General features: G+C 74.9%; 23 protein-coding genes and 1 tRNA gene. 17 read left to right on the top strand and 7 right to left on the bottom strand.

Annotated features, from left to right (window positions below):
• Positions 1–103 precede the first annotated feature (103 nt).
• Positions 104–277 carry a DUF1059 domain-containing protein gene (locus ACI784_RS07915; RefSeq protein WP_456922773.1) on the bottom strand — a complete coding sequence of 58 codons (174 nt, stop codon included), beginning with the start codon at positions 275–277 and terminating at the stop codon, positions 104–106.
• Between the two features lie 64 nt (positions 278–341).
• A complete protein-coding gene (locus ACI784_RS07910) occupies positions 342–1,427 on the bottom strand; it encodes an EAL domain-containing protein (protein ID WP_457013059.1) in 1,086 nt (361 codons plus the stop codon).
• 190 nt (positions 1,428–1,617) lie between these two features.
• Here ACI784_RS07910 and ACI784_RS07905 point away from each other — a divergent pair, with 190 nt between their 5' ends.
• Positions 1,618–4,461, top strand: coding sequence for a SpoIIE family protein phosphatase (locus ACI784_RS07905; protein WP_457013058.1), 2,844 nt, complete (start codon positions 1,618–1,620; stop codon positions 4,459–4,461).
• Positions 4,462–4,470: 9 nt separating this feature from the next.
• Here the strand turns inward: ACI784_RS07905 and ACI784_RS07900 are convergent, their stop codons facing one another.
• Entirely contained in the window at positions 4,471–5,187 is a 717-nt protein-coding gene (locus tag ACI784_RS07900; RefSeq protein WP_456922769.1) for a trimeric intracellular cation channel family protein, read from the bottom strand.
• 106 nt (positions 5,188–5,293) lie between these two features.
• On the opposite strand from ACI784_RS07900, the gene ACI784_RS07895 reads away from it, so the two are divergent.
• Complete coding sequence (locus ACI784_RS07895) at positions 5,294–6,829, top strand: amidase (RefSeq protein WP_457013057.1); 1,536 nt, start codon at positions 5,294–5,296, stop codon at positions 6,827–6,829.
• 90 nt (positions 6,830–6,919) lie between these two features.
• Here ACI784_RS07895 and ACI784_RS07890 read toward each other — a convergent pair whose 3' ends face one another.
• Both ACI784_RS07890 and ACI784_RS07885 read right to left on the bottom strand, forming a co-directional pair.
• A complete protein-coding gene (locus tag ACI784_RS07890; protein WP_457013056.1) occupies positions 6,920–8,932 on the bottom strand; it encodes an acyl-CoA dehydrogenase family protein in 2,013 nt (670 codons plus the stop codon).
• A complete protein-coding gene (locus tag ACI784_RS07885; RefSeq protein WP_457013055.1) occupies positions 8,929–9,594 on the bottom strand; it encodes a TetR family transcriptional regulator in 666 nt (221 codons plus the stop codon). Before ACI784_RS07885 ends, ACI784_RS07890 begins: the two co-directional genes overlap by 4 nt.
• Positions 9,595–9,688: 94 nt before the next feature.
• Between ACI784_RS07885 and ACI784_RS07880 the strand changes: the two genes are divergently transcribed.
• The 12 genes from ACI784_RS07880 (at position 9,689) to ACI784_RS07825 (ending at position 23,227) form a co-directional block, all read left to right on the top strand.
• Positions 9,689–10,969: an acetyl-CoA C-acetyltransferase gene (locus ACI784_RS07880; RefSeq protein ID WP_456922765.1), complete on the top strand. Its 1,281-nt coding sequence runs from the start codon at positions 9,689–9,691 to the stop codon at positions 10,967–10,969.
• The gene (locus ACI784_RS07875) at positions 10,969–11,823 is read left to right on the top strand and encodes a MaoC family dehydratase (RefSeq protein ID WP_456922764.1); all 855 of its coding nucleotides are present in this window, start codon (positions 10,969–10,971) and stop codon (positions 11,821–11,823) included. The genes ACI784_RS07880 and ACI784_RS07875 overlap by 1 nt, the downstream gene beginning before the upstream one ends.
• A gap of 56 nt (positions 11,824–11,879) precedes the next feature.
• Positions 11,880–13,643: a glycoside hydrolase family 2 protein gene (locus ACI784_RS07870; protein WP_457013064.1), complete on the top strand. Its 1,764-nt coding sequence runs from the start codon at positions 11,880–11,882 to the stop codon at positions 13,641–13,643.
• Between the two features lie 415 nt (positions 13,644–14,058).
• Positions 14,059–16,212, top strand: a complete 2,154-nt coding sequence (locus tag ACI784_RS07865) for a fibronectin type III domain-containing protein (protein WP_457013054.1) — start codon at positions 14,059–14,061, stop codon at positions 16,210–16,212.
• A 185-nt stretch (positions 16,213–16,397) separates the two neighbouring features.
• The gene (locus ACI784_RS07860) at positions 16,398–17,924 is read left to right on the top strand and encodes an ABC transporter substrate-binding protein (protein ID WP_457013053.1); all 1,527 of its coding nucleotides are present in this window, start codon (positions 16,398–16,400) and stop codon (positions 17,922–17,924) included.
• Positions 17,921–18,862 carry an ABC transporter permease gene (locus ACI784_RS07855; RefSeq protein WP_456922876.1) on the top strand — a complete coding sequence of 314 codons (942 nt, stop codon included), beginning with the start codon at positions 17,921–17,923 and terminating at the stop codon, positions 18,860–18,862. Before ACI784_RS07860 ends, ACI784_RS07855 begins: the two co-directional genes overlap by 4 nt.
• Positions 18,863–18,884: 22 nt before the next feature.
• Entirely contained in the window at positions 18,885–19,781 is an 897-nt protein-coding gene (locus ACI784_RS07850; protein ID WP_457013052.1) for an ABC transporter permease, read from the top strand.
• Positions 19,778–20,776 (top strand): ABC transporter ATP-binding protein, encoded by a 999-nt coding sequence (locus ACI784_RS07845; RefSeq protein ID WP_457013051.1) that lies wholly within the window; start codon positions 19,778–19,780, stop codon positions 20,774–20,776. Before ACI784_RS07850 ends, ACI784_RS07845 begins: the two co-directional genes overlap by 4 nt.
• An 80-nt stretch (positions 20,777–20,856) precedes the next feature.
• Positions 20,857–21,888 (top strand): ABC transporter ATP-binding protein, encoded by a 1,032-nt coding sequence (locus ACI784_RS07840; protein ID WP_457013050.1) that lies wholly within the window; start codon positions 20,857–20,859, stop codon positions 21,886–21,888.
• A gap of 152 nt (positions 21,889–22,040) precedes the next feature.
• Positions 22,041–22,748, top strand: a complete 708-nt coding sequence (locus ACI784_RS07835; protein WP_456922758.1) for a class I SAM-dependent methyltransferase — start codon at positions 22,041–22,043, stop codon at positions 22,746–22,748.
• Between the two features lie 118 nt (positions 22,749–22,866).
• Positions 22,867–22,953, top strand: a tRNA-Ser gene (locus ACI784_RS07830).
• A 34-nt stretch (positions 22,954–22,987) separates the two neighbouring features.
• On the top strand, positions 22,988–23,227 hold the full coding sequence (locus ACI784_RS07825; RefSeq protein ID WP_457013049.1) for a hypothetical protein: 240 nt from the start codon (positions 22,988–22,990) through the stop codon (positions 23,225–23,227).
• 24 nt (positions 23,228–23,251) lie between these two features.
• Here the strand turns inward: ACI784_RS07825 and ACI784_RS07820 are convergent, their stop codons facing one another.
• Positions 23,252–23,491: an STAS domain-containing protein gene (locus ACI784_RS07820; RefSeq protein WP_457013048.1), complete on the bottom strand. Its 240-nt coding sequence runs from the start codon at positions 23,489–23,491 to the stop codon at positions 23,252–23,254.
• Positions 23,488–23,823: an STAS domain-containing protein gene (locus ACI784_RS07815; RefSeq protein ID WP_457013047.1), complete on the bottom strand. Its 336-nt coding sequence runs from the start codon at positions 23,821–23,823 to the stop codon at positions 23,488–23,490. Before ACI784_RS07815 ends, ACI784_RS07820 begins: the two co-directional genes overlap by 4 nt.
• A gap of 137 nt (positions 23,824–23,960) precedes the next feature.
• On the opposite strand from ACI784_RS07815, the gene ACI784_RS07810 reads away from it, so the two are divergent.
• The 3 genes from ACI784_RS07810 (at position 23,961) to ACI784_RS07800 (ending at position 26,762) form a co-directional block, all read left to right on the top strand.
• The gene (locus tag ACI784_RS07810) at positions 23,961–24,683 is read left to right on the top strand and encodes a response regulator (protein ID WP_456922753.1); all 723 of its coding nucleotides are present in this window, start codon (positions 23,961–23,963) and stop codon (positions 24,681–24,683) included.
• 79 nt (positions 24,684–24,762) lie between these two features.
• Entirely contained in the window at positions 24,763–26,136 is a 1,374-nt protein-coding gene (locus tag ACI784_RS07805; RefSeq protein ID WP_457013046.1) for a sensor histidine kinase, read from the top strand.
• Positions 26,133–26,762 (top strand): GerMN domain-containing protein, encoded by a 630-nt coding sequence (locus ACI784_RS07800; protein ID WP_456922750.1) that lies wholly within the window; start codon positions 26,133–26,135, stop codon positions 26,760–26,762. Before ACI784_RS07805 ends, ACI784_RS07800 begins: the two co-directional genes overlap by 4 nt.
• The last annotated feature ends 13 nt before the right edge of the window (positions 26,763–26,775 follow it).

The raw sequence follows: 26,775 nt of genomic DNA, 5'->3' as shown, positions 1-26,775 counted from the left end.
CCCCCCCCCCCCCCCCCCCCCCCCCCCCCCCCCCCCCCCCCCCCCCCCCCCCCCCCCCCCCCCCCCCCCCCCCCCCCCCCCCCCCCCCCCCCCCCCCGGTGGATCAGATCGCGTGGATGTGCTGGCGGACGGCCGCGACCAGCTCCGGGGGGACATCGGTGACGCCGTGGTCCGCGGCCGCGTGGCCGGCGACCGCGGAGAGGATGCCGCCCTCGTCGGCAGCGGAGAAGCGGGCGCTGCACCCGGGGATGACGTCGCCGCAGGCGAAGGTCTTCATGGGGACTCCTCGTCGTGGGTGGTGCCGCCCGGGACGCCAGGGCGGGCGGACGGGGGATCGGGGGTCAGCGCGCCGAGGCGGCGGAGGCGAGGTCCTCGACGCGCAGCAGGCCGACGACGGCGCCGGTCGGGTCGGTGCAGACGACGGGGTCGAAGCGCTGCGCCGGGGGCCGGGTCAGGGCCCGCTGCAGGGTCTCGGTGACGCCCGCGGACGGGTGCACCCGCAGTGACACGGGCGCGGTGAACGTCGCGCCGGTCCGGGCGTCGGCCAGGAGCAGCCCCACCGGGTTCCCGAGGTCGCCCACCAGCACGGCGGGCGGGACGCCGGCTGCGGGCTCGTCCGCGCCGCACTGGCGCACCGGACGCAGCAGGCTGGCCACGCTCTCGGTGAGCCGCGCGCGGGCGGCCTGCGCCTGCACGAGCCGCACGACCTCCGGGGCGAGGGGGGCGAAGTCGGGAGCCGGGCGGCCCAGCACCCACCCCTGACCCAGCGGGACGCCGAGGCGGATGAAGGCGGCCAGCTCACCGGGGGTCTCGATCCCCTCGGCCAGCAGCCAGGCGTCGATCCGGCCGGCGAACTCGCCGACCATCTCGGTCAGCGCCGAGCGGACCGGGTCGGTGTCGATGCCGGTCACCAGCGCGCGGTCGAGCTTGACCAGCTGCGGCCGGACGGTCGCCATCTGCTGCAGCCCCGAGTACCCGGAGCCGGCGTCGTCCAGGGCGATGAGCGCGCCGCGGGCGCGCAGCTCGTCGGCCTGGTGGCGCAGTGCCCCCAGGTCGTCGACGGGGGTGTGCTCGGTGAGCTCGACGACCACCCGGTGCAGGTCCGGACGGCCGGCCAGCGCGTCCTGCACCGGCTCGCTGCCCAGCAGGTGCGGGCTGACGTTGACGGTCAGGAACGTGTCGCCGGGCAGGTACGGGACGGCGGCCAGCGACTTGACGATGGCCAGGGCCTCCAGCTCGGCGGCCCGGCCGCACTCGGCCGCGGCGGCGAACCACACGTCCGGCCCCGCGGTGCCCGGGAAGCGGGACAGCGCCTCGTAGCCGGCGACGCGCGCGGCGGCGAGGTCGACGATCGGCTGGAACACCATGGTCAGGTCGTCGGGGTCGGCGAGCAGCGGACGGCAGTCCGGGAGGTGGCTCGTCCGCATCACCGACATGCCGTCCCATCGGCCCGCCACCAGGGCCGCTTGACCGGCGTCCCGGTGGGCTCACCCCGGCGGGGGAGCGACACCGGTGACGGGCGTCTCGGGCGGTCCGGTCCCTGATCGCGCGCGCGTGACAGCATGGGGCTGTCGCGGTCAGCAGCCGGAGTCCGCTGCAGCAGCGGAAGGGGGGAGCATGGCGTCGCCACTGGCGTCCTCGTCGCCGGGTGCCCCCGACGTCCTCCGCGACCCCCAGCGCATCGCCGCCGCCCGCCGGCTGCTGGTCGAGGTCCCGGGCGCGGCGGCGTTCGACCGGCTCTCCGAGCTCGCCGCCCGCCTGGTGGGCGCCGGCCACGCCAAGGTCACCATCCTCACCGACCAGGACACGGTGGTCGGCGGCCACGGCCTGCCCCCGGGCGTCATCGGCGGCCCGGCGCTGCTGACCGGCGCCATCTCCGCGATCACCGTGCGGCGCGGGGCGCCCCTCGTCCTCCCCGACGCCCGGGCGCTGGTCTCGGTGGCCGGGCTGCCGGCGGTCACCTCCGGCCAGGTCGCGGCCTACCTGGGCGTGCCGCTGGTCGCGGGATCCGGGCACGTCGTCGGCGTCCTGGCCGTCTACGACGCCGTGCCGCGCGCGTGGTCGGACGACGACGCCGCCCTGCTGGAGCAGCTGGCGGACTCGGTCATCGCCGAGCTGGAGCTCTCCGCCGCGCGGACGGCGATCGGCACCTCGCTGGCCCGGCTGGACATCGCCCTCGAGGCCAGCTCCATCGGCATCTGGGAGCGCGACCTGCACACCGGCACGATGCTCTGGGACGAGCGCTGCGCGGCGCTGTTCGGCCTGGACGGCTCCGTCGAGCACACCTCCCTGCAGGACGTGCTGGCCGACCACGTCCACCCCGACGACCGCCCCGCCGTCGTCGAGGCCATGCGCACGGCGATCGAGCAGCGCGCGGAGTTCATGACCGAGGCCCGGATGCGCCGGGTCGACGGCACCTACCTGTGGACCGTGTCGCGCGGCCGCGTGATCAGCGACCCGCGCGGCGAGCCGGTGCGGCTGCTCGGAACGGTCATCGACGTCACCGCCGCCCGCGAGGAGGCCGAGCGGCGGATGTCGGCGGTGCAGCGGGCCGCGGCCATCGCCGAGGTCGCCGCGCAGCTGGCCAACGCCACCCGCATCCCGCAGCTGGCCGAGATCGCCCTGCGCGGCGCGCGGGCACTCGGTGCCGACGCCATCGGCCTGGCCGTGCAGGACCCGCAGGACCAGCACCTCTACCTGCACCTCACGCGCCGCATCCTCGACGTGGTGTCCCGCGAGGTCGGCGTCGAGCTGCCGCTGGACGGCGTCCCGATGGACGACGTCGACGATCTCCCGATCCAGCACGTCGCCCGCTACGGCGAGCGGCTGATGTTCACCGACGCGGCCGAGGCCGAGGCCCGCTTCCCGCGGATGGCCGAGATCAACGCGGTGCTGCAGACCCGGGCACTGGCCACCCTGCCGCTGCGGGTTGAGGGCCGGCTGATCGGCAGCTTCACCGTCGTCTGGACCACCGAGCACACCTTCACCGAGCCCGACGTCGAGCTCCTCGAGGGGCTCACCGCGCAGATCGCGCTCACGACGTCGCGGCTGCAGGCCGACCGGGTGCGCGCCGAGGCCGTCGCCGCGATGGTGGAGGCCAACTCCCGGCTGCAGCTGCTCGCCGACGCCGGCCGGGTGCTGTCGGGCAGCCTGGACATCGCCCAGCAGGTCGGCCAGCTCGCCGACCTCGTCGTCCCCACGCTCGGCGACTGGTGCTGGCTGGTCGTCACCGACGAGCAGGGGCGGCTGCACGAGATGGCCTCGGCGCACCGCGACCCGGAGCTGCGGGCGGAGCTCGAGCTGTACGTGCACTCGATGGTCGCGGTGATGACCGACGAGGCGGCGGCCAACGTCGTCACCCGCACCGGCCGGCCGCTGGTGCTGCCGCAGATCGACGCGGCGCGGATCGAGCGGGCCATCCCGGAGGCGGCGACCCGGCAGCTGCTGGACCGGCTGGACGTCGCCGCCGGCGTGGTCGTGCCCCTCGTGGCCCGCGGGCAGGTCCTCGGCGCGCTCGGGCTGTTCAGCGGCGCCGCCCGCGGACCGCACTCGCAGGCCGAGATCGACACCGCGGTGGAGGTCGGGCGCCGGGCGGGGCTGGCGCTGCACCACGCGCGGCTCTACGGCCAGCAGCGGGTGCTGGCCGACGCGCTGCAGCACAGCATGCTCACCGCCCCGCCCGAGCCCGACCACTGCCAGATCGTCGTCCGGTACGTGCCGGCCGCGGCGGGCGCGGAGATCGGCGGCGACTGGTACGACGCCTTCCTCGAGGCCGGGGGTGCCACGGTGCTGGCCATCGGCGACGTCGTCGGCCACGACAGCCGGGCGGCGGCGGCCATGGGCCAGCTGCGCGGCCTGCTGCGGGGCATCAGCTACTCCAGCGGCGCCACCCCGGCCCAGGTGCTCGGCGAACTCGACCGCGCCATCCGCGGGCTGGCCCTGGACACCCTGGCCACCGCGCTGGTCGCCCGGCTGGAGCAGGACGAGACCGACCTGCGGCTGGACCAGACCCGGCTGCGCTGGTCGAGTGCCGGGCACCCGCCGCCGGTGGTCGTCTCGCCCGACGGCACGGTCGAGGTCCTCGACGGGCGGCCGGCCGACCTGCTGCTGGGCGTGGACCCCTCGCGGTCGCGGGGCGACCGGGTGGCGGTCCTCCCGGCGGGCACCACCGTGTTCCTCTACACCGACGGACTCGTCGAGCGCCGCGACCGCGACCTGGACGCCGGCACCGAGGCGCTGGTCGCGGTGCTGCGCGAGAACGCCGGGCTGCCGCTGGAGAGCCTGTGCGACCGGGTGCTCGAGCGGCTGTTCCTGCCCGACGCGGAGGACGACGTCGCGCTGCTCGCCGTCCGGCTGCACACCCAGGCCGAGCCCCGCCCGGCCGAGGCGGGCCCGCAGATCGTCCCGCCGGGCATCGCCCCGGCCCCCGACGTGAACCCCGAGGCCGGCGTCGAGAGATGAGCAGTACAGCTAGCGGTTGCGGCGCCGCAGCTTGACCCGCCGGCCGCGGCGCACGCGGACCAGCCGGCTGCGGGCCCGCCCGGGGAGGTCGAGGGCCACCGGCGCCTCCCACCCCCGCCACACCGACAGCACGCGCAGCGCGGCCACCAGGGTGATGACCACCGCCGCCACCGGGATCGGGTCCATGTCCAGCGGGCCGGCCAGGACCGTGAGGACCGTGGCACCCAGCAGCGCGGCGACCGCGTTGTACGGGCCGGGCTGGACGATCTCGGCCCGCTGCGCGAGCAGCACGTCCCGGATGAGCGCGCCACCCACCGCGGTCACGGTGCCGACGAAGACGACCGACGCGCTGGGCAGCGCGGCCAGCTGCGCCTTCTGCGCGCCGATGACGGTGAAGAAGCCGAGGGTGACCGCGTCGAGCACGACCAGCAGCCCGGTCAGCCGGGACAGCCAGCCGGAGAAGTAGAAGGTCACCATCGCGGTGATCGCCACGGTGGGCAGGTAGGCCGGGTTGGTCAGCGCGACCGGCGGGCCCTGGGCCAGCAGGACGTCGCGGATGAGCCCGCCCCCCAGCCCGCCGCTCACCGCCAGCAGCAGGACGCCGGAGACCGCGAACCCCTCCCGCGCGGCGAGCAGGCCGCCGGTGAGCGCACCGACGACGATCGCGGCGAGGTCGACGGGGGCCGGCACCCGCAGCGCCTCTCCGGCCGCGGCGATGATCTCCACGGGCGGGCATTCTCCCCGGCCGTCCGGCCGGTCCCGTTCCCGGTGACAGCACGGCCGCGGCATCGCTAGCTTGCCCAGCACACCCGCCGCAGCACTGGAGGTCGCCGTGCCCGTACGCCCGCCGGACGAGAACGAGGTCGCCGCGCTGGCGGCCAGCTACGGCATGAAGCCCAGCGCGGAGGACGTCGCGTCCTACACCCCGATCGTCGCCGCGTTCCTCACCTCCTACGACGCGGTCGAGGAGCTCTACGCCGGGATCGCCCCGCAGGCGCCCGCGGACCGGCCGAGCACCCGGCCGGCCGACGCCGACAACCCGCTGGGCGCCTGGTACGTCACCACCGAGATCCGCGGGGCCGCCGAGGGGCCGCTGGCCGGCCGGACGGTGGCGGTCAAGGACAACGTCGAGGTCGCCGGTGTCCCGATGATGAACGGCTCGTACACCGTGGAGGGCTTCGTCCCCCGCGAGGACGCCACCGTCGTCACCCGGCTGCTCGAGGCCGGCGCGACGGTCGTGGGCAAGGCCGTCTGCGAGGACCTCTGCTTCTCCGGGGGCAGCCACACCTCCGTCACCGGCCCGGTGCGCAACCCCTGGGACCCGTCCCGGACGACGGGCGGCAGCTCCAGCGGCAGCGCCGCGCTCGTGGCCGCCGGCGAGGTGGACCTCGCGATCGGCGGCGACCAGGGCGGCTCGATCCGCATGCCGGCCGCCTTCTCCGGCATCGTCGGCCACAAGCCGACCCACGGCCTGGTCCCGTACACGGGGGCGTTCCCCATCGAGCTGACCCTCGACCACCTGGGCCCGATGACCCGCACGGTCGCCGACGCCGCCGCGATGCTCGACGTCCTCGCCGGCCGCGACGGCCAGGACCCGCGCCAGCCGGCCGACCTCGCCCCCGAGCAGTACGCCGCCGCGCTCGGCGGGGACGTCGCCGGGCTGCGGGTCGGCGTCGTCGCGCAGGGCTTCGGCTGGGAGGAGCTCTCCGAGCCGGGTGTGGACGACACGGTGCGGGAGGCGGCCGGCCGGCTGCGCGAGCTCGGCATCGAGGTCGTGGACGTCGATCTGCCGTGGCACCGGCACGCCCTGCACGTCTGGAACGTCATCGCCACCGACGGCGCGACGGTGCAGATGATCGAGGGCAACGCCTACGGCTGGAACTACGAGGGCCGCTACGACCCGGAGCTGGTCGCGCACTACGGCCGGCAGCGGCGCGAGGTGGTCGACCGGTGGTCGCCGACCGTGACCGCGGTGGCGCTGGCCGGCCGCTGGTCCTTCGAGCAGGAGCAGACCCGGCACTACGCGATGGCGCGGAACCTGGCGACCGAGGTCCGCCGGCAGTACGACGCCGCGCTGGCCGACGTCGACCTGCTGGTGATGCCCACCGTGCCGATGGTCGCCCCCGAGATCCCGGCACCGGACGACCCGCTGGAGACCCGGGTGGCCCGCGCGCTGGAGATGATCGTCAACTGCGCGCCGTTCGACGTCAGCGGCCACCCGGCCACGAGCGTCCCGGCCGGGCTCTCGCAGGGGCTGCCGGTCGGGATGATGCTGGTCGGACGCCGGTTCGAGGACACCACGCCGCTGAAGGTGGCGCACGCCTTCGAGCAGCTGGTCGGCGGCTTCCCGCGCCCACCGGCCCGCTGACCCGCCGGCCGACTGGGCAGTTCCGGTCGTCCCGTACGGCGCGTCCCACCGTGTCGACGACCGCAACTGCCCAGTCGGCCGCGGGCCCCGTCACTGGGCCGGCGGGACCTCCACGGCGGTCGCCGTCCCCGCGAGCACCCGGGCGTCGTGGGCCTGCATGGCCTCCTGTCGCGCCGGCTCCTCCTCCAGGATCGCCGCGCGCTTCCACTCCGCCGGGATGGCGAAGCCGTCGACCAGCGTGACCAGGTGCGGGCGCAGCTCCTTGAGCAGCGCGTTCACCGTGGCCGTGAGGGCCTTGGCCCGGGGCGCGGTCAGCCGGCCGTGCTCGAGGAACCAGCCCTTGTGCGCCTCGACGGTCGACAGCGCGTACAGGTCGCAGAGGCGGTCGAGCAGGGCGCGGGCGCCGTCGTCCGCCGTGCGCTCGATGCCGGCGACGAAGGCCTCGAGCACGATGCGGTCGATGTGCGCCTGCGCCGCCTGCAGCACGTGGTCCTGGACGTCGTTGAACACGTCGAACGGGTCGGTGCCGGGCTGCGCCGCACCGCGACGGAGCCGGCGGATGGCGCTGTCGAGGGTGTGCTTCTCGCGGTCCTCGAACACCTTCAGCTGCCAGCCGCGGTCGAGCATCGGCACCTCGTCGTCCCGGCCGGGGACGGCGTCGACCAGCCGGGCGATGAGCCCGCGGGCCGCGGTCCGCTCCAGCACGGTCTCGCGGACCAGGTCGGCGACGAACCCGACCCGGCCCCACCCGTCGAGGGAGCCGAACGCGTCGCGGTAGCCGGTGAGCAGCCCCTTGGCGACCAGCTGCAGCAGGACGGTGTTGTCGCCCTCGAAGGTGGTGAAGACGTCGGTGTCGGCCTTGAGGTGCGGCAGCCGGTTCTCCTGCAGGTAGCCGGCGCCGCCGCAGGCCTCGCGGCACAGCTGGATGGTGCGGGTGGCGTGCCAGGTCTGGGCGGCCTTGAGGCCGGCGGCCCGGGACTCCAGCTCCCGCTGCGCGCGCTCGTCGACCTCGTCCACCCCTTGGACGTCGTGCATCGTGCCGACCAGCTCCTCCTGCGCGAAGGAGTAGGCGTAGGTGGCGGCCAGGGCCGGCAGCAGCGCGCGCTGGTGCACCAGGTAGTCGTTGATCGCGACCTCGCGGTCGGCGCCGGGGGCGGCGAACTGGCGGCGGACCTCGCCGTAGCGGACGGCGATGTCGAGGGCGAGCTTGGTGGCCGAGGACGCCGAGCCGCCGACGCTCACCCGGCCCCGGACCAGCGTGCCGAGCATCGTGAAGAAGCGCCGGGTCTCGTTCTCGATGGAGCTGGTGTAGGTGCCGTCGGGCGCGACCTGGCCGTACCGGTCGAGCAGCATGTCCCGCGGCACGCGCACGTGGTCGAAGCTCAGCCGGCCGTTGTCGACGCCGTTGAGCCCAGCCTTGGGGCCGTCGTCGCCGATGGTGACGCCGGGCAGCGGGTTCCCCTGCTCGTCGCGGATCGGCACGAGCCAGGCGTGCACGCCGTGCCGCTCGCCGTTCGTGACCAGCTGGGCGAAGACCACCGCCATGCGGCCGTCCTGCGCCGCGTTGCCGATGTAGTCCTTGCGCGCGCCCTCGTGCGGCGTGTGCAGGTCGAAGGTCTGCGTGGCGGGGTCGTAGGTGCACGTCGTCCGCAGCTGCTGGACGTCGGAGCCGTGACCGGTCTCGGTCATCGCGAAGCACCCGGGCAGGTCGAAGCTCATGATCGCGGGCAGGTACGCGGCGTGGTGCCGCTCGGTGCCGAGCAGTTGGACGGCGCCGCCGAACAGCCCCCACTGGACGCCGGCCTTCACCATGACCGACAGGTCGGTGAAGGCCAGCATCTCCACCGAGACCACCGAGCCCCCGGCGTCGTCCTCCCCGCCGTACTCCTTGGGGAAGCCGAGGCCGACCCGGCCGGAGGCGGCGAGCACCCGGGCCGCGCGGGTGACCCGCGCGCGGGCCGCGGCGACGGTCTCGCCGTAGACGGGCAGCAGGTCGGGATCGCGCAGGTGCTCGCGGGCGTCGCGGCGGACGTGGGCCCACCGGCCGTCGAGCACCTCGGTGAGTGCAGTCGGGTCGACGGCGGTCGGCAGGGTCGAGGTCATCGCTGGTCCTCCTCGGGGACGACGCCGGACAGGCCGGCCCAGGCGAGATCGGTCAGGTGGGCGGCCAGGTCGGCGCGGGGCATGGGGCGGTCGGCCTGCAGCCACCAGTCGGCGGCGGCGCGGACCAGGCCGACCAGGCCGTGGCCCCACGGCGCGGCCGCGGCGGGGTCGCGGCCGGCCCGCTCCAGCGCCACGGCCACGAGCGCGGCCGCCTGCTCGCCGACCAGGTCGGACAGGGTGCCGATGGGGTCGGGGGACGGCGGCCGGTCGGCTGCCGGCCGGCGGACGACGAACCGGTAGATCTCGGGGTCGGCCTCCAGGAAGGCCAGGTAGGTCTCGACCGCGGCGGCGAGCATCTGCCGCGGCCCGGTGCTGGAGGTGATCGCCTCGCGCAGCTTGGCGGTGAGCTGCTCGGCGACCCGCGCGCAGACGGCCACGTGCAGCTCGGCGCGGTCGGTGAAGTGCCGGTAGACGGCGGTCTTGCTGGTCCCGGCCGCCGCGGCGATCTCGTCCATGCCGACGCCGGCCCCGTGCCGGCCGACGGCGGCGAGCGTGGCGTCGACCAGCTGCTCGCGGCGGGCGCGGCGGTGCTCGTCCCAGCGGGAGTCCCGGCGGTCGCGCCGGCGCGTTCCCGCCACGTCGAGAGCCTTCCCGAGTTCCACGGTACGGACGGTACCCAGTACCGTGAGTCCCGCGTTCCAGGTGGCCATTGTGGCCACTGTGGCCCCCTGAGCGACCGACCCCGGAGGTACCCCGATGGCTCCCTCGCCCCGGAAGGCCGCGATCGTCGGCGGCAACCGGATCCCGTTCGCGCGGTCGAACGGGGCCTACGCCTCCGCCTCGAACCAGGACATGCTCACGGCCACCCTCGACGGCCTGGCCGCCCGCTTCGGCCTGCAGGGTGAGCAGGTGGGGGAGGTCGTCGCCGGCGCCGTCCTCAAGCACGCCCGCGACCTCAACCTGACCCGGGAGGCCGTCCTCGGTTCCACGCTGTCGGCGAGGACCCCCGCCTACGACGTCCAGCAGGCGTGCGGCACCGGCCTGGAGGCGGCCGTCCTCGTCGCCAACAAGATCGCACTCGGGCAGGTCGAGTCGGGCATCGCCGGCGGCGTCGACACCACCTCCGACGCCCCGCTGGCGATCCACGACGACATGCGCCGGCTGCTGATCACGCTGAGCCAGGCCAGGACGGTGCAGCAGCGGCTGAAGGCCCTCGCCGGCGTGCGCCCCGGGATGTTCGTGCCGGAGGCCCCGCGCAACGCCGAGCCGCGCACCGGGCTGTCCATGGGCGAGCACATGGCCCTCACCGCGCAGGAGTGGGGGATCGGCCGCGAGGAGCAGGACGCGCTCGCCGTCGCCTCGCACCGCAACCTCGCCGCCGCCTACGACCGCGGCTTCTTCGACGATCTCGTCACGCCCTACCTGGGCCTCACCCGCGACCAGAACCTGCGGCCGGACAGCACCGTGGAGAAGCTCGCCACGCTGAAGCCGGTCTTCGGCGGCGAGCACGGCACGATGACCGCCGGCAACTCCACCCCGCTCACCGACGGCGCCTCCGCCGTCCTGCTGGCCTCCGACGAGTGGGCCGCGGCGCGCGGGCTACCGGTGCTGGCCCACCTCGTCGACGCCCAGACCGCCGCGGTCGACCACGTCCACGCCGGCGAGGGCCTGCTCATGGCCCCGGCCTCCGCCGTCCCGGTGCTGCTGGCCCGCAACGGCCTCACCCTCCAGGACTTCGACTTCTACGAGATCCACGAGGCCTTCGCCGCCACCGTGCTGGCCACGCTGGAGGCCTGGGAGGACCCGTCGTTCTGCAAGGAGAAGCTCGGGCTCGACGCACCCCTGGGTCCGATCGACCGGACGCGGCTCAACGTCGTCGGCTCGTCGCTGGCCGCCGGGCACCCGTTCGCCGCGACCGGCGGCCGCATCGTCGCGACGCTGGCCAAGCTGCTGCACGAGGCCGGGCCGGGCCGGCGCGGGCTGGTCTCCGTCTGCGCGGCCGGCGGCCAGGGCGTCGTCGCGATCCTCGAGTCCTGATGGCCCGCCGGGAGCTCGAGGCGGCGCCGTCGATGCCGGCGCTGTTCGCGCGGGCGGCGGCGACCACGCGCGGGCGGGGCGGCGAGCTGCCGGACACCCGGCTGGCCCGCACCGGCGTGGTGGTCGAGCCGGGGGACGTGGCCGCCTACGCGCGGGTCTGCGGGTTCGGGCTCACCGGCTCGCTGCCGGTGACCCACCCGCACGTCCTCACCTTCCCGCTGCAGGTCGCCCTCATGGCCGACCGGTCCTTCCCCGTCGCGCTGCCGGGGCTGGTGCACGTCCGCAACCGGATCGACGCCCTCCGGCCGATCGGGCTCGGGGAGGTCCTGGACCTGGAGGTCTGGGCCGAGCGGTTCGCCCGGCACCCGCGCGGGGCCACGGTCGACCTGTGTGCCTCCGTCTCGGCCGCCGGCGCCGAGGTGTGGCGCGGCCGGTCGACCTACCTGGCCCGCGGCGCGACCGCTCCCGACGGCGCGCCGCGGGCCGACCTCGAGGTGACCGTGGGCGCGCTGCCCGACGGCGCCGTCCGGTGGCAGGTGCCCGCCGACACCGGACGGCGGTACGCGGGGGTGTCCGGCGACGTGAACCCGATCCACCTCTCGGCCCTGACCGCCAAGGCCTTCGGTTTCAAGCGGGCCATCGCGCACGGGATGTGGATCGAGGCCCGCGCACTGGCGGCACTGGGGGGCCGGCTGCCCGACGCGCTGACGGCCGACGTCGCCTTCCGCAAGCCGCTGCTCCTGCCGTCGACGGTCACGCTGGCCACCGCTCCCGTCGACGGTGGCTGGGACCTCGCCGTCCGCAACGCCGCGGCCGGCACGGAGCACCTGCGGGGCACCGTCCGGCCGCTCTGAGGGCGGGCCGGGCTGCAGGACGGCCCCGCCTCCGGTGAGGTGGGGGTGTGGACCGGATGGACCCGACCGAGCACCCGCGCCCGCTGCTGCGCCGTCCCTGGACCTCCCTGGACGGGGAGTGGGAGTTCGCCGCCGACCCCGACCTGACCGGCACCCCCGGCGGCGTGGCGTTCGACCGGCGCATCCAGGTGCCCTACGCCCCTGAGACCCCCGCCAGCGGCGTGCACTGGAAGGGCCCACTGCACCGCGCCTGGTACCGCCGCCCGCTGCCGGCCCCGGACGGCGACCGCCGCACGGTGCTGCACCTGGGCGCCGTCGACCGGGTCTGCGACGTGTGGGTCGGCGGCGCCCACGTCGCGCACCACGAGGGCGGCTACACCCCGTTCGGCGTCGACGTGACCGACGCGCTCGGGGACGGCGCCGACCTCGTCGTCCGTGCCGACGACGACCCGCTGGACCTCGAGGCGCCGCGGGGCAAGCAGGACTGGCGGGACGAGCCGCACGAGATCTGGTACCCGCGCACCACCGGCATCTGGCGCACGGTGTGGCTGGAGCAGGTGTCCCGGCAGCACGTCACCGACGTGCAGTGGCGCGGCGACCCGCGGACGCTGCGCGTCGACGTCCGGGTGGAGCTGTCGGTGCCGGTGTCGGGTGCCCGCCTGCACCTGCGGCTGCGCGCCGGCGAGCGGGTGCTGGTCGACGACGACGTCCGGGTGGACGGCGCGGTGGTCGAGCGGACGGTCCAGGTGGGGGACGGCGGCCACGACGACCGCGGTGCGCTGCTGTGGGAGCCGAGTGCCCCCACGCTGCTGGACGCCGAGATCGCGCTGGTCGGCGCGACCGGTCAGGTGCTCGACGAGGTGCGCGGCTACACCGCGCTGCGCTCGGTGGAGGTCGACGACGGCCGGTTCCTGCTCAACGGCCGGCCGGTGCGGCTGCGGCTGGTCCTCGACCAGGGCTACTGGCCCGACACCGGGGCCACCCCGCCGGACGTCGATGCCCTCCGGCGCGACCTGGAGCTCACCCGCGCACTGGGCTTCACCGGCGCGCGCAAGCACCAGAAGACCGAGGACCCCCGCTACCTCGCCCTCGCCGATCGGATGGGACTGCTGGTCTGGGCGGAGATGCCGTCGGCCTACCGCCCCGGGCCCACCGCCGCCGCTCGGCTGCTGCGCGAGTGGCCCGAGGTCGTCGCCGCGCACCGCGGGCACCCCAGCGTCGTGGCGTGGGTGCCGGTCAACGAGTCCTGGGGCGTGCCCGAGGCCGAGACCGACCCGCGGCAGCGCGCGCTGGTCCGGGCGCTGGCGGCGCAGGCCGACGCCCTCGACGGCACCCGTCCGGTGTCGGCCAACGACGGGTGGGAGGCGCTCGGCGGCGACGTCCTCGGCATCCACGACTACGGGCAGGACCCCGCGGAGCTCGCCGCCCGCTACCGCACGCAGGCCGACCTGGAGCGCGCCGCCACCGGTCGGCGCGGCGACGGGCGCCTGGCCGACCTGGACCGGGCCGGGACGGCGGGCCGGGCCGTCGTCCTCTCGGAGTTCGGCGGGGTGTCGCTGAACGCCGAGGCGCTGCGCAGCCGGCCCGACGCCGGGGACCGCACCGAGGCGTGGGGGTACGCCGACGCCTCCTCGGCGGAGGACCTCCTGACGCGGTACCGCGACCAGTGGGCGGCGGTGCACGCCAGCGAGGCGCTGGCCGGCGCCTGCTGGACGCAGCTGACCGACACCTACCAGGAGGTCAACGGGCTGCTGACCATGGACCGCCTGGCGAAGTGCGACCTCGGCGACCTGCGACGGGCGACGCTCGGCCGGGGCTGAGGCCCGCCCGCTCGTGCGGTGTCTCGCCCGCTCCTGCGGCCGTACGACACCGCAAGAGCTGGGAGGGCACCGCAGGAGTGGTGCCCCCACCGCCCATCTCGGCCGCTGTCGTCGTCGGGCGTGTCCTGCCCCTGGCGTGTCGGACGGCAGCCGCATGCCGGTGACCAGCGGTGGAGCGGACCAGACCGTCTCGGATGCCCTCCCGGGCCGCTGGTCACCACTCGTTCGGCTGTCGACAAGTGGGCAAATTACGCCAAGAGATGGTCGCGGTATGTACACATCACGGTTTCGTAACGCGGTGCACCAGTGATGTGTCGGCGCTTTCTGTGGTGACTTGCACATGGTGTTGTCTCCTTGCGCCCGGAGCACCGGGCTGGAGCGCCCGTCGACCGGGCCTGTCCCTCGGGGGAACACCGTGAGTCTGAAGAGCCCGTCCCGGCGTTGGGGCAGCCTCCTGGCTGTCAGCTCTGTCGCCCTCTCCACTGCTGTCCTCGGCTTCGGCGGCGTCGCCCAGGCCGAGACGACCAGCACCACCACCGACTGTGTCGACCCGAGCACCGGCCCCAGCCTGGAGCAGATCGCCGCTGATGCTGCCAAGGCCGCCGCCATTGCGCGGGACGCCGCGGACGCGGCCGCCGCGGTCGCCGACGCCGCCGTCCAGGCCGCCGCCACCGCGGCCTCCACCGCCGAGGCCGCGCTGGCCGCGGAGGCCGCGGCTGCCACCGTCCTGGAGGCCGCGCAGCAGAAGGCCGCCGACGCCACCAAGGCCGCCGACGCCGCTCGCGCCGCCGTCGAGGCCGCCGAGAAGAACGAGGACATCGTTGCTCTCCGCGCCGCTCAGGCTGCAGCCCTGGACGCGAAGACGGCTGCGGACGCCGCGCAGACCGCCGCCGACAACGCGGTCGCGGCCAAGCTCGCGGCCGACAACGCGGTCACGACCACGGCTGCCGCCAAGCAGCTTGCCGACCAGGCCGTCATCGACGCGCAGGCCGACGTCGACGCCACAAAGACCGCTGCCACCAACGCGGAGAACGCCGCCAACGAGGCCAAGACCATCGCCGACAAGGCTGCGGCCGACGCCGACGCCGCGGACCCCAGCGACCCTGCGCTCGAGCAGGCCGCCACTGATGCCGCCGTCGCCTACGACAAGGCGGTCGAGGCCGCCATCACCGCCGCGACTGCTGCCAACAAGGCTGCCGAGGACCTCCAGGCAGCGCAGACCGCTGCGTCGTCTGCGGCCACCGCTGCCAACGACGCTGTCGACGCTGCAGCCCTGGCCGCTCAGAAGGATCTCGCCGCTGCTGAGGCCCTCGCCAACGCCAACCAGACGCTGACGAGCGCCCTTGCCGACCTCAAGGACGCTGAGGCTGCTTCCACCGACGCTCAGGCGGCCCTGCAGACCGCACAGGCTGGCCTCGTCGAGGCTCTCGGGGCTGAGGACACGGCCCTCGCCGACGCGGAGACTGCCGCCACGGAGGCGGCGGCCAAGGCGAACGCGGCAGACCAGGCCGTCGCGGACTCCCAGGAGGCGCAGGCCGCCGCCGACGCGGCTGTGGCCAAGGCCGCGGACCTCGAGGCCGCCGCTCTCGCCGCGGAGGCCGAGGCTGCAGCCGCCGCCGCGGCTGCCGGCATCGGCTCCGGTGACCAGACGCAGGTCGTCGTCGCCGGCGCCGACGTCGCAGACGCCACCGTCGCCGCCGTCGCGTCCGGCCTGACCTGCACCCCGGGTGGGGACACCGGCACCAACCCGACCAACCCGACGAACCCGACCACGCCCACCACGCCGACCACGCCGGAGGCCCCGCAGGTCTCCATCGGCGCGGTGCGTGACATCAAGGCCGTCGTCGGCACCTCGTCGATCGTGGTCAGCTGGTCCGCTCCGGCCGACGCTTCCGCCGTCGTCGGCTACGAGGCCTTCGCCAACCCGGTCGGGGCGCAGAGCAGCGCCGAGATGATCTCCTGCATCACCGACGTGACCGTCCACACCTGCCGGCTGGGTGTCGTGGCCGGCCGCGCCTACGACGTCGGCGTCTTCGCCTTCGACAAGGACGCCAACCTGAGCGAGCCGGCCGCCTTCATCGAGACCGCCTCGGTCCCGGCGCCGGCCAAGGCCGCCACCGTGCCGGCCGGCAACGCCACGCTGAAGAACAGCGACGGCTCGGCCATCGCCAACGTCACGGCGGGGCAGAAGATGACGCTGAAGGGTGAGGGCTACCTGCCCTTCTCCACGGTCGACATCTACGTCTACTCGGAGCCCACGTTCCTCGGGACCGTCCAGGCCGACGAGAACGGCCGCTTCACCGTCGACGTCACCATCCCGGCCAACCTGGTCAACGGTCAGCACAGCCTCGTCGCCAGCGGCGTGGACGCCAACGGCAACGCCTACGTCATGCGCGCGGACTTCACCGTCACCGGTGGCGTCGCGGCGCCGGCGGCCGCCAACCAGGGCGGGCTGGCCTACACCGGTGCCTCGGTGGCCCTCCCGCTGATCGGTGGCCTGGCCGCCCTCGGTGTCGGTGGCGGGCTCGTCGTCGCTTCCCGCCGTCGGAAGGTCTCGACGGAGGCGTGACCTCCCGCCGCCGGTAGGCGGTAGCGCAACGGTCCGGGCCCTGCTCCTCACGGAGCAGGGCCCGGACTGCGTTCGGGGAACGCCGGTCACGGCGAGGTGACGATCAGTGCCCCGACCTGCGAGGCCGGCCGGACGGGGGCAGGGTCGGTGCTGGTCGCCACTGCCGAGCCCGCCGGAGGTCACCCGTGCGCAGCAACCGACTCCTGCCCCTGGCCGCCGCCGCAGCGCTGGTGCTCAGCGCCTGCGGCGGTGGCGAGAGCGTCGACACCGGTGGGGGTGGCGGCGGGGGCGGCGACGACGTGCTGGTGGCCGCGGTCAGCGCCCAGCCCGACCAGTTCGACCCGCACGTGACCACGGCGTACCCGAGCTTCCAGGTGCTGGAGAACGTGTACGACACCCTCGTCGTCCCGAACGCCGAGGACCTCACGATGGAGCCGAGCCTGGCGACGGAGTGGACGACCAGCGAGGACGGCCTGACCTGGACGTTCACCCTGCGCGAGGGGGTCACCTTCCACGACGGCAGCGAGTTCGACTCCGCCGACGTCGTCTACTCCTACAACCGGATCATCGACGAGGAGCTCAGCAACTCGTTCCGGTTCGCCAACGTCGCGTCGGTGGAGGCCGACGGGCCGCAGACCGTCGTCATCACGCTGAGCCAGCCGACGCCGAACCTGCTGGAGCGGATCGGCTCGTTCAAGGGGATGGCGATCCTGCCGGAGAACGCCGCCGACGACCTCGACCTCACCACCGAGGCCAACGGCACCGGCCCCTTCCGGCTGGAGAGCTCGGACGCGAGCAGCACCGTGCTCACCGCCTACGAGGACCACTGGGGCAGCGCCCCGAGCGTCGACGGCGTCGAGTTCCGCTACATCACCGAGCCGGCCGCGGCGCTCACCGCGCTGCAGAACGGCGAGGTGCAGTGGACCGACAACGTCCCGCCGCAGCAGATCGAGTCCCTGGCCGGCGACGACACCGTCGAGCTGCAGCGGACGCCGAGCGTCGACTACTGGTACATGTCCATGAACTACGGCCGCCCGCCGTTCGACAACCGCGACGTCCGGCGCGCGATCTCCTTCGCGATCGACCGCCAGGCGGTGGCCGAGGCGGCCTGGTTCGGCGCGGCCCAGCCCAACCAGACCGCGATCCCGCAGGACAGCTTCTTCCACCACGACTACGCGCCGTTCCAGCCCGACCCCGAGCAGGCCCGCCAGCTGCTGGCCTCGGCCGGCGTCCAGACGCCGCTGACGATGGGGCTGATGGTCACCGACGAGTTCCCGGAGACCGTCACCGCCGCGCAGGTGATCGCCAGCCAGCTGGAGCCGATCGGCATCGACGTGGAGATCGAGACGCTGGACTTCGCCACCTGGCTGGACCGGCAGGGCCAGGGCGACTTCGACGCCTTCTACCTCGGCTGGCTCGGCAACCTGGACCCGGCGGCCTACTACCAGGAACAGCACCAGACCGGTGGGCCGAACAACTACCAGGGCTACAGCAACCCGCAGGTCGACCAGCTGCTCCAGCAGGGTGCGACCGAGACCGACCAGGCCGCCCGCAAGGCGCTCTACGACCAGGCGGCGCAGCTCATCGTCGACGACGTCTCCTACCTCTACCTCTACAACCCCGACGTGGTGCAGGCCTGGGCGCCGGGCCTGTCCGGCTACCAGATCCGGGCGGACAAGGCGATCAACTTCGAGACCGTGGAGCTGCCCTGAGCGGGTACCTCCTCCGCCGCACCGGGCAGTCGGTGGTGGTGCTGGTGGGGGTGAGCGTCGTCGTCTTCGCCCTGGTCCAGTTCGTCCCGGGTGACCCGATCCGGCTGGCCCTGGGCACCCGGTTCGACCAGGAGACCTACGACGCGCTGCTCGCTCGGTCCGGGCTGGACCAGCCGCTGGTGCAGCAGTACCTCACCTGGGCCGGACGGGCGCTCACCGGCGACCTCGGGGTGAGCTTCCGCAGCGGGGAGACGGTGACCTCGCTGATCGCCGAGCGGCTGCCGGCCACGCTGACGCTCGCGTTCGCCTCGATCCTCGTGGCGCTGGCCATCGCCCTCCCGCTGGGCACGCTGTCGGCGCTGCGGCCCCGCTCGGTCGTCGACCGGGCGGCCACCGTGGTCAGCCAGATCGGCATCTCGGTGCCCGAGTTCTGGATGGCGATCGTGCTGATCCTGGTCTTCGCCGGGACGCTGGGCTGGCTGCCCTCCGGCGGCTACGTCCCGCTGACCGAGGACCCGCTCGGCTGGCTGGAGCGGCTCGTGATGCCGGCGCTGGTCGTCGGGATCGTGTCCGGGTCGGTGATCACCCGGTTCGTGCGCTCCAGCGTGCTGGAGGCGCGGGGCGCCGACCACGTCCGGACGGCGCAGGCCAAGGGGCTCCTGGCGCGGCAGGTCTTCGGCTGGCACGTGCTGCGCAACGCCCTGCTGCCCCTGGTCACGATCACGGGCGTGCAGCTGGCCTACCTGCTCTCCGGCGTGGTCGTGGTGGAGATCGTCTTCTCCTGGCCCGGCCTCGGGCAGCTGGCCCTGCAGGCGGTGCAGTCCCGCGACTACCCGGTGCTGCAGGGCGCGATCCTGCTGTTCGCGGTGGTGTTCCTGCTGATCAACCTGGTGGTCGACCTCCTCTACACCGCCATCGACCCCCGGATCCGCCGATGACACACAGCCGAGGCCTGCTGCGATGACCGCGACCGCCCCCGCCGTGTCCGGCCCGCCGCGCGGGCGCTGGCGCGAGACGCTCGGACTGCTGGCCCGCAACCCGACCGCGGCGGGCGCCACGGTCGTGCTGCTCGGGATCGTGCTGGTCGCGATCTTCGACGAGACGCTCGCGCCGAGCGGCCCCAACGAGATCTCCGTCGAGGACCGGCTGCAGCCGCCCAGCCTCGAGCACCCGTTCGGCACCGACGACCTCGGCCGCGACATCCTCAGCCGGGTCATCCTGGGCGCGGGCGTGTCGCTGCGGGTCGGGTTCCTCGCGGTGGCGTTCGCGCTCGTCGTCGGCAGCCTCGTCGGGCTGCTGTCCGGGTTCTACGGCCGCTGGGTGGACGACGTCCTGATGCGGTTCATGGACGTCCTGTTCGCGTTCCCGGCGGTGCTCCTGGCGATCGCGGTGCTCGCCGTCCGCGGGCCCGGGGCCGGCAACACCGCGCTGGCCATCGGGATCGTCTACATCCCGGTCTTCGCCCGGGTCACGCGCGCCAGCGTGCTCGGCGTCCGCGAGGAGGTGTACGTGCGGGCCTCCCGCTCGGTGGGGGCCTCGGACCTCCGGCTGCTCACCCGGCACGTGCTGCCCAACGCCGCGCCGCCGATCATCGTGCAGACCTCGATCAGCCTGGCGTTCGCCGTCCTGGCCGAGGCTGCGCTGTCCTTCCTCGGCCTGGGCACCCAGCCGCCGAACCCGTCGTGGGGGCTGATGCTGGCCGAGGGTCGCGGGTACATCGACCTGGCCTGGTGGCTGGCCTTCTTCCCGGGCATGGCGATCTTCGTGACGGTGCTGTGCTTCAACCTGCTCGGCGACGGGCTGCGCGACGTGCTCGACCCGCGGCAGCGCACGCTCATGTCCGGGGGTGGCCGGTGACCCTGCTCGAGGTCGAGGACCTGCGGGTGCGGCTGCGCACGCCGCGCGGGCCGGCGGCGGTGGTCAACGGGCTCAGCTACGCGGTGGGGGAGGGCGAGACCGTCGCCGTCGTCGGCGAGTCCGGCAGCGGCAAGAGCGTCTCGGTGCTGGCCCTGCTCGGGCTGCTGCCGGCCGGCGTCGCCACGGTCACCGGGCGGGCGCTGCTGCAGGGCGAGGACCTGCTGACGATGCCGCCCGAGCGGCTGCGCCAGGTGCGGGGTCCCGGCGTCGGCATGGTGTTCCAGGACCCGATGACGTCGCTGAACCCGGTGCTCACCGTCGGGCGGCAGCTGGTCGAGGGCATCCGCGCGCACGGGGAGGTCGGCAAGGAGGACGCGCGGCGCCGGGCCGCGGAGCTGCTGGCCGAGGTCGGGCTGCCCGACCCGCGCGGGGCGCTGGACCGTTACCCGCACGAGCTGTCCGGCGGCATGCGGCAGCGGGTGGTCATCGCGATCGCGCTGGCGAACTCGCCGTCCCTGCTGATCGCCGACGAGGCGACCACCGCGCTCGACGTCACCGTGCAGGCGCAGATCATCGACCTGGTGGAGCGGCTGCAGGCCGACCACGGCACCGGCGTCATCTGGATCACCCACGACCTCGGGGTGGTCGCCGGCATCGCCGACCGGGTGCTGGTCATGTACGGCGGGCGCTGCGTGGAGGACGGCACGGTGGACGACGTCCTGGAGCGGCCCGCCCACCCGTACACGCGCGGGCTGCTCGGCGCGCTGCCCGACCTCGCCGCGCCGTCCGTCGACGGTGAGGTGCCGGAGCTCGCCACCGTCCCGGGCGTGCCGCCGGTGCCGACCGACCTGCCACCCGGGTGCGTGTTCTGGCCACGCTGCCCGGTCCGCGCGGATCCCCGCTGCGAGACCGAGCAGCCGCCGCTGAACGTCGTGGGGACGTCGGCGGGCGTGCTGCCGCACCGGGCGGCGACGTGGTGTTCGGAGGATCGATGAGTGACCGGAGGGTGACGGGCGAGCGAGCATCGCAGGGAGCGCCGGCGACCGAGGAGCGGAACGAGGCCGGAGCCCCACCCATGGACACGGTGCTGGTCTCCGCGAGGGGGCTCGAGGTGCACTTCCCGATCCGCTCCGGCGGCCCGCTGCGGCGGACGGCGGGCGTGCTGCGCGCGGTGGACGGGGTGGACCTCGACATCCGGCGCGGGGAGACGCTCGGGCTGGTGGGGGAGTCCGGCTGCGGGAAGTCCACGCTGGGCAACGCGCTGCTGCGGCTGGTGCCCCCCACCGGCGGCACGGTGACGTTCGACGGCACCGACGTGACCGCGCTGTCCCGCCGCGGGCTGCGGGAGCTGCGCCGGCGGGCCGGCATGGTGTTCCAGGACCCGTTCGCCTCCCTCGACCCGCGGCGCACCGTCGCCCAGACCGTCTCCGAGCCGCTGGAGGTGCACGGCCTGCACGGTGGACGGCGGGAGCGGGCGGCGCGGGTCGCCGAGCTGCTGGAGCTGGTTGGCCTGGACCCCGCCGTCGCAGGCCGCTACCCGCACGAGTTCTCCGGCGGGCAGCGGCAGCGGGTCGGCATCGCCCGCGCCCTCGCCGGTGAGCCGGACTTCCTCGTCTGCGACGAGGCGATCGCGTCGCTGGACGTCAGCGTGCAGGCGCAGGTCCTCAACCTGCTGCGCCGGCTGCAGCGGCAACTGGGGCTGACCCTGCTGTTCATCTCCCACGACCTGTCCGCCGTCCGGCACATCTCCGACCGGATCGCCGTCATGTACCTGGGGCGGATCGTGGAGGTCGGGCCGGCGTCGGCGGTCGGGTCGGGGCCGCAGATGCCCTACACGCAGGCGCTGCTGTCCGCCGTCCCGGTGCCGCACCCGGCGCTGGAGCGCGCCCGCCGGCGCATCGTGCTCGGCGGCGACGTCCCCTCGCCGGCGAACGTGCCCAGCGGCTGCCGGTTCCGCACCCGCTGCCCGCACGCGTTCGAGCCGTGTCCCGACGTCGACCCGTCGCTGCAGCCGGTCGGCACCGCGCCCGGCCACGTCGCCGCCTGCCACCTGCACGGGGTGGTCGGCACACCGGTGCAGCGGGAGGACGCCGAGGTCGCCTCCTGACGCGACAGGCGGGCCCCCAGCCGAATGAGCACCTGCGGCCGCCCGCCGCGGCGTGTCATCGCGGGTCGGCGCCCGCAACTGCTCAGTCGAGCGACGGGGTGTCACGGGGTCGTCCCCAGGTGGACGGGACGCCGGTGTGGGACGGTGACGCGATGACTGTGGCTGAGCACCGGAGCGGTCAGCGGACCCAGGCCGTCACCTCCTACCGGGGCCACGGCATCCACGCCGCCCCGGGGGTGCACGAGTACGCCGTGGAGCTGGTGCGTGCGGCGCTGCCCGACGGCGGGCGGATCCTCGAGGTCGGCTCGGGGTGCGGCGCGTTGGCGCTGCGGCTGCGGGACGCCGGGTTCGACGTCGTCCCCACCGACCTGGACCCGCCGCACGACTGGATCAACCGGCTGGACCTCGACGACCCGCAGTGGACCGACGACACCCGCGGACCGTTCGACATGGTCGTGTGCGTCGAGACGCTGGAGCACGTGGAGAACCCGCGGCAGGTGCTGCGCCAGATCCGGTCGCTGCTCCGGGCCGGTGACCGGCTGCTGGTCAGCACGCCGAACATCACGCACCCGCACTCGCGGCTGAAGATGTTCCTCCGCGGCGCGCCGTACATCTTCGGGCCGGGCTTCTACCACTCACCGGGGCACATCACGATCCTCCCGGACTGGATGCTGACCGAGCACGTCCGGCTGGCGGGGTTCGACCAGATCGAGGTCCGCAACGGCGGCAACACGTTCTACAAGGGCCTGGTGCAGCTCGGGTACCGCCTGGAGATCGCGCTGCTCAAGCTGATCGGCGTCCGGCAGCGGGCGCACTCCGGCGACGGGATCTGCACCTTCGTCACCGCGACGGCGGTCTGACCGGCGGCCGAGTGGGCAGTTGGCGTCGCCCGCCGCGGCGTGTCCGCGCGTGTCGACGACCACGACTGCGCACTCGGCGGGAACCGAGTCGCGCCGCGGGATAGCCTCGACGGCGCCAGGAGGGCTCGCCTAGTGGCCGATGGCGGCGGTCTTGAAAACCGCTATGGGGTCAAACCCATCGTGGGTTCGAATCCCACGCCCTCCGCCGAGTGACCGGCCCGCGGGGATACCGTTCCGTCGTGGCCGCTGCTCCGATCCGCCCGCCCTGGTTCGGCAACCGGGGGTTGCAGGTCGTCGCCGCCGGCGCGCTCGCGTACTCGCTCGTCCAGCTGGTGCTGCACCTCGTCGACGGCCAGGGCGGAGAGGCCTTCCTCAGCTTCGCCTGGTGCGTCCTGTTCGGCTACGTGCTGGTCGAGTCCCTCCGCTTCCGCCGGCAGCAGGACGCGGCGCGGGACGAGCCGGCCGAGCCGGGCGACTGACCGGCCGCTCACGGCGACCGCCGCTCAGGCGCGGACGATCAGCTCCCCGCCGTCCGCGGCGAACTCCTGCCGCATCTCCCGCAGGATGTCCAGCCCGCCGGCGTCGGCGGCCCGCACCCCGCGCAGATCGAGCACCACGCGGGCGTGGCCGCTGCCCCGCAGCCCGTCGGCGGTGCCGCGCAGCAGGTCGGCGCCGAGCGAGGTCAGGTGGCCGCTGGCGCGGATGAGCCCGGCGTCCCGGTCGACCACCTCGGAGAGGGTCACGCCGGCACCCCCGCCTCCAGCTCGATGACCCGCCAGAGGCCGGTGCGGTGCAGGAGGTCCTCGGTCCGCCGGTTGGCGCCGCGCAGCACGACCGCGCCGCCACGGGCCCGGCATATCCGGTGTGCCCACAGGAAGCTGGCCACCGCCGAGCTGGACAGGTGCTGCACGCCCGCGAGGTCGACCACCAGCCGGCGCGCCCCGGCCAGGAGCGCGTCGTGCAGCATCCAGCGCACGTCGGCCAGGCCGTCGGCGAGCAGGGCGTCGTCGAGGTGGATGGTGACCACGTCCGACCGGGTCTCGACGTCGATCCGGTGCCGGGCGGCCATCGTCATCTCAGTCCTCCTCGGGGGTCGTGGCGCCGATCCTGCTGGCGGTCACTGACAGCCTCGTGTGCGGACATTGAGATCCGGCTGGACGTTGCTTTGCGATCGCGTGACGGGCGGCCGAACGTCCGGCGACCGGTGGCAGCATGGCCCGAGTGGCTCCGCGTCTGCTGGTCGTCGAGGACGACGACCCGATCCGCACCGCCCTGCGCTGGGCGCTGGAGGACGAGGGCTACGACGTCGCCGAGGCGGTGAGCGGGGAGGCCGCGGTCGCCGCCGTGGCCACCGCCGCCCCCGACCTGATGGTCGTCGACCTGATGCTCGGCTCGATGGACGGCTTCGAGGTCATCCGGGAGGTCCGCCGCGACCACGACCTGCCGATCATCGTGGTCAGCGCCCGGGCCGACACCCACGACATCGTCGCCGCGCTGGAGGCCGGGGCCGACGACTACGTGACCAAGCCGTTCCAGGTCAAGGAGATCACCGCGCGGCTGCGGGCGCTGCGGCGCCGGGCCGGGGCGCACGGCGCCGCGACGCCGGAGGCCGCGCCCGCGGAGGTGGTACTCGACCGGCACCCGCCCGCGCCGCTGGTGCTGCGGGAGATGCGGGGCACCGTGCACCGCGGCCAGGAGCAGGTGCCGCTCACGCTCACCGAGTTCCGGCTGCTGTGCGAGCTGGCCGCCGCCCCGGGGCGGGTGTTCAGCAGGCAGGCGCTGCTGGAACGGGTGTGGGAGCACGGCTTCTTCGGCGACGAACGGATCGTCGACGTCCACATCCGGCGGCTGCGCACCAAGGTCGAGCTCGACCCGGGGGCGCCGCGGATCGTGGTCACCGTACGGGGGCTGGGCTACCGGCTGGATCCGCAGTGAGCGGACAGGAGCGGAAGCCCGACAGCGAGCGCCGGCGAGCGAGGAGCGGAGCGCTCCGCGGAAGCGCACCGAGGGCACGGTGATCCGGGCCCTCCGGTCGCGGGGGCTGCGGGCGCGGATCGTGCTGGGCTTCGCCGCGGGTGCGCTGCTCGTGTCGGCGGTGCTGGTGACCACCACCTGGTTCCTGGCCCGCGGCTACCTGCTCGACCAGCGCGAGGGGTCGCTCACCCGGCAGGCCTTCGCCGACGCCAACGTGCTGAGCAGCCGGCTGGCCACCGCGGGCACCGAGGTCGGCGACGTGGTGGCCGAGCTGGTGCCCTCGGGCGGGGCGGACGTCGTCGTCCGCAGCGGGGACTCCTGGTACTCCTCGAGCCTGGACGTCGGCGCCCGCGACGTGCCCGAGCGGCTGCGCACCCTCGTCGCCGACGGCTCGGCCGGCACCGTCCGGGTCCAGACCTCGGCCGGTCCGGCGCTGCTGGTCGGGGTGCCGGTGGCCAGGGCGGGGGTGGAGTTCTACGAGCTGTCCCCGCTCACCGAGCTGCAGATGGTGCTGCGCACGCTGGCGGCCGTCCTGGCGGCGGGGGCGCTGGCCGCCACCGCGGCGGGGGCGGCGTTCGGCGGCTGGGCCAGCCGCCGCGCCCTGCAGCCGCTGGAGGAGGTCGCCGGCGCGGCCACCCGGATCGCCGGCGGCGACCTCGACACCCGCCTCGCGCCCACCGACGACCCCGACCTGCTGGCGATCGTGGCCGGGTTCAACAGCATGGTCGACGCGCTGGCGGCCCGGCTCGAGCGCGACGCCCGCTTCGTCGGCGACGTCAGCCACGAGCTGCGCAGCCCGCTGACCGGCGTCGTCACCAGCGTGGAGGTGCTCGCCGCCCGGCGGGCGGAGCTGTCGCCGCGCGCCGACCAGGCGCTAGCCCTCGTCGAGGGCGAGCTGGACCGGTTCCGGCGCATGCTCGACGACCTGCTCGAGCTCGCCCGCATCGACGGCGCGCCGCCCTCGGACCGGGCCACGCCGGTCTCGATGACCGCCCTGGTGCGTGAGGTGCTGGCCGGCTCGGGGCGGGACGCCGCCCTGCTGGCCGGGGACCCGGACGAGGGGACCGTGGTGGCCGGCGACAAGAGCGGGCTGGAGCGGGCGGTGCGCAACCTGCTGGACAACGCGGACCGGCACGCCGGCGGGGTGGTCGCCGTCGCCGTCCAGCGTCGAGGGGGCGCCGTGGTGGTGGACGTGGACGACGCCGGACCCGGCATCCCGGCCGAGGAGCGGGAGCGGGTGTTCGAGCGGTTCGCCCGCGGGCCGCGGGCCGCCCGCCGGTCGCTGCCCGGGGCCGGGCTGGGCCTGGCGATCGTCGCCGAGACCGCGGCCCGGCACGGGGGCGCCGCCTGGTGCTCCGCGGCGCCCGGCGGCGGGGCCCGCTTCACGCTGTCGCTGCCCGGGGCTGCGCGGTGAGCGCCCGCCGCACCCGCCTCGGCCTCGTGGGGCTCGGCGTCGTCCTCGCCGGCTGCGGGGTGCCCACCGGAGGGCCGGCGGAGACCATCCCGCCGTCGGAGGTCCCGTTCGGGCTGACCACGACCAGCGCGCCGCCGGCGCCGACCGCCGCGCCCGAGCCGCGTCCGGATGCCGGCCGGGTCTACCTGGCGGCTCCGGACGACAGCCTCGTGCCCCGGCCGAGGGAGGTGACCGGTCCGTCACTGCAGGAGCGGCTGGACGACCTGCTCGGCGCGCTCGCCGCCGGGCCCACCGCGGCCGAGCTGGACCTGCAGCTGTCCACCGCACTGCCGCCGGACGTGGAGCTGGCCGTCGCCGACCTCACCGGCGGCACCGCGACCATCGACCTGACCGGTCCGGCCGAGCCCCCGGCGGGGTCGGCCAGCCGGCAGGCGGTGGCCCAGCTGGTGCTGTCGGCGACCAGCGTGCCCGGTGTCGACGCCGTCGTCCTGACCCTGGACGGCGAGCCGATCGAGGCGCCGCTGCCCTCGGGGCAGCTGAGCGCGGCGCCGCTGACGGCCGGTGACTACGCCGCCTACCTCACGCCGGCGCCCGCGGCCACGCCTCCGCCCGCCCCGCCGAGCTGAGCCCCGCGGCACC

The organism is Geodermatophilus sp. SYSU D01186, from assembly GCF_054050215.1.
Note: the sequence above shows the minus strand (reverse complement) of the source record. Positions and strands in the feature narration are given on the sequence as shown.

Coding starts and splice junctions, on each gene's coding strand:
- ACI784_RS07915 (WP_456922773.1), bottom strand. CDS start 277: ATGAAGACCTTCGCCTGCGGCGACGTCATCCCCGGGTGCAGCGCCCGC.
- ACI784_RS07910 (WP_457013059.1), bottom strand. CDS start 1,427: ATGCGGACGAGCCACCTCCCGGACTGCCGTCCGCTGCTCGCCGACCCC.
- ACI784_RS07905 (WP_457013058.1), top strand. CDS start 1,618: ATGGCGTCGCCACTGGCGTCCTCGTCGCCGGGTGCCCCCGACGTCCTC.
- ACI784_RS07890 (WP_457013056.1), bottom strand. CDS start 8,932: ATGACCTCGACCCTGCCGACCGCCGTCGACCCGACTGCACTCACCGAG.
- ACI784_RS07880 (WP_456922765.1), top strand. CDS start 9,689: ATGGCTCCCTCGCCCCGGAAGGCCGCGATCGTCGGCGGCAACCGGATC.
- ACI784_RS07875 (WP_456922764.1), top strand. CDS start 10,969: ATGGCCCGCCGGGAGCTCGAGGCGGCGCCGTCGATGCCGGCGCTGTTC.
- ACI784_RS07870 (WP_457013064.1), top strand. CDS start 11,880: ATGGACCCGACCGAGCACCCGCGCCCGCTGCTGCGCCGTCCCTGGACC.
- ACI784_RS07850 (WP_457013052.1), top strand. CDS start 18,885: ATGACCGCGACCGCCCCCGCCGTGTCCGGCCCGCCGCGCGGGCGCTGG.
- ACI784_RS07840 (WP_457013050.1), top strand. CDS start 20,857: ATGGACACGGTGCTGGTCTCCGCGAGGGGGCTCGAGGTGCACTTCCCG.
- ACI784_RS07835 (WP_456922758.1), top strand. CDS start 22,041: ATGACTGTGGCTGAGCACCGGAGCGGTCAGCGGACCCAGGCCGTCACC.
- ACI784_RS07815 (WP_457013047.1), bottom strand. CDS start 23,823: ATGACGATGGCCGCCCGGCACCGGATCGACGTCGAGACCCGGTCGGAC.
- ACI784_RS07810 (WP_456922753.1), top strand. CDS start 23,961: ATGGCCCGAGTGGCTCCGCGTCTGCTGGTCGTCGAGGACGACGACCCG.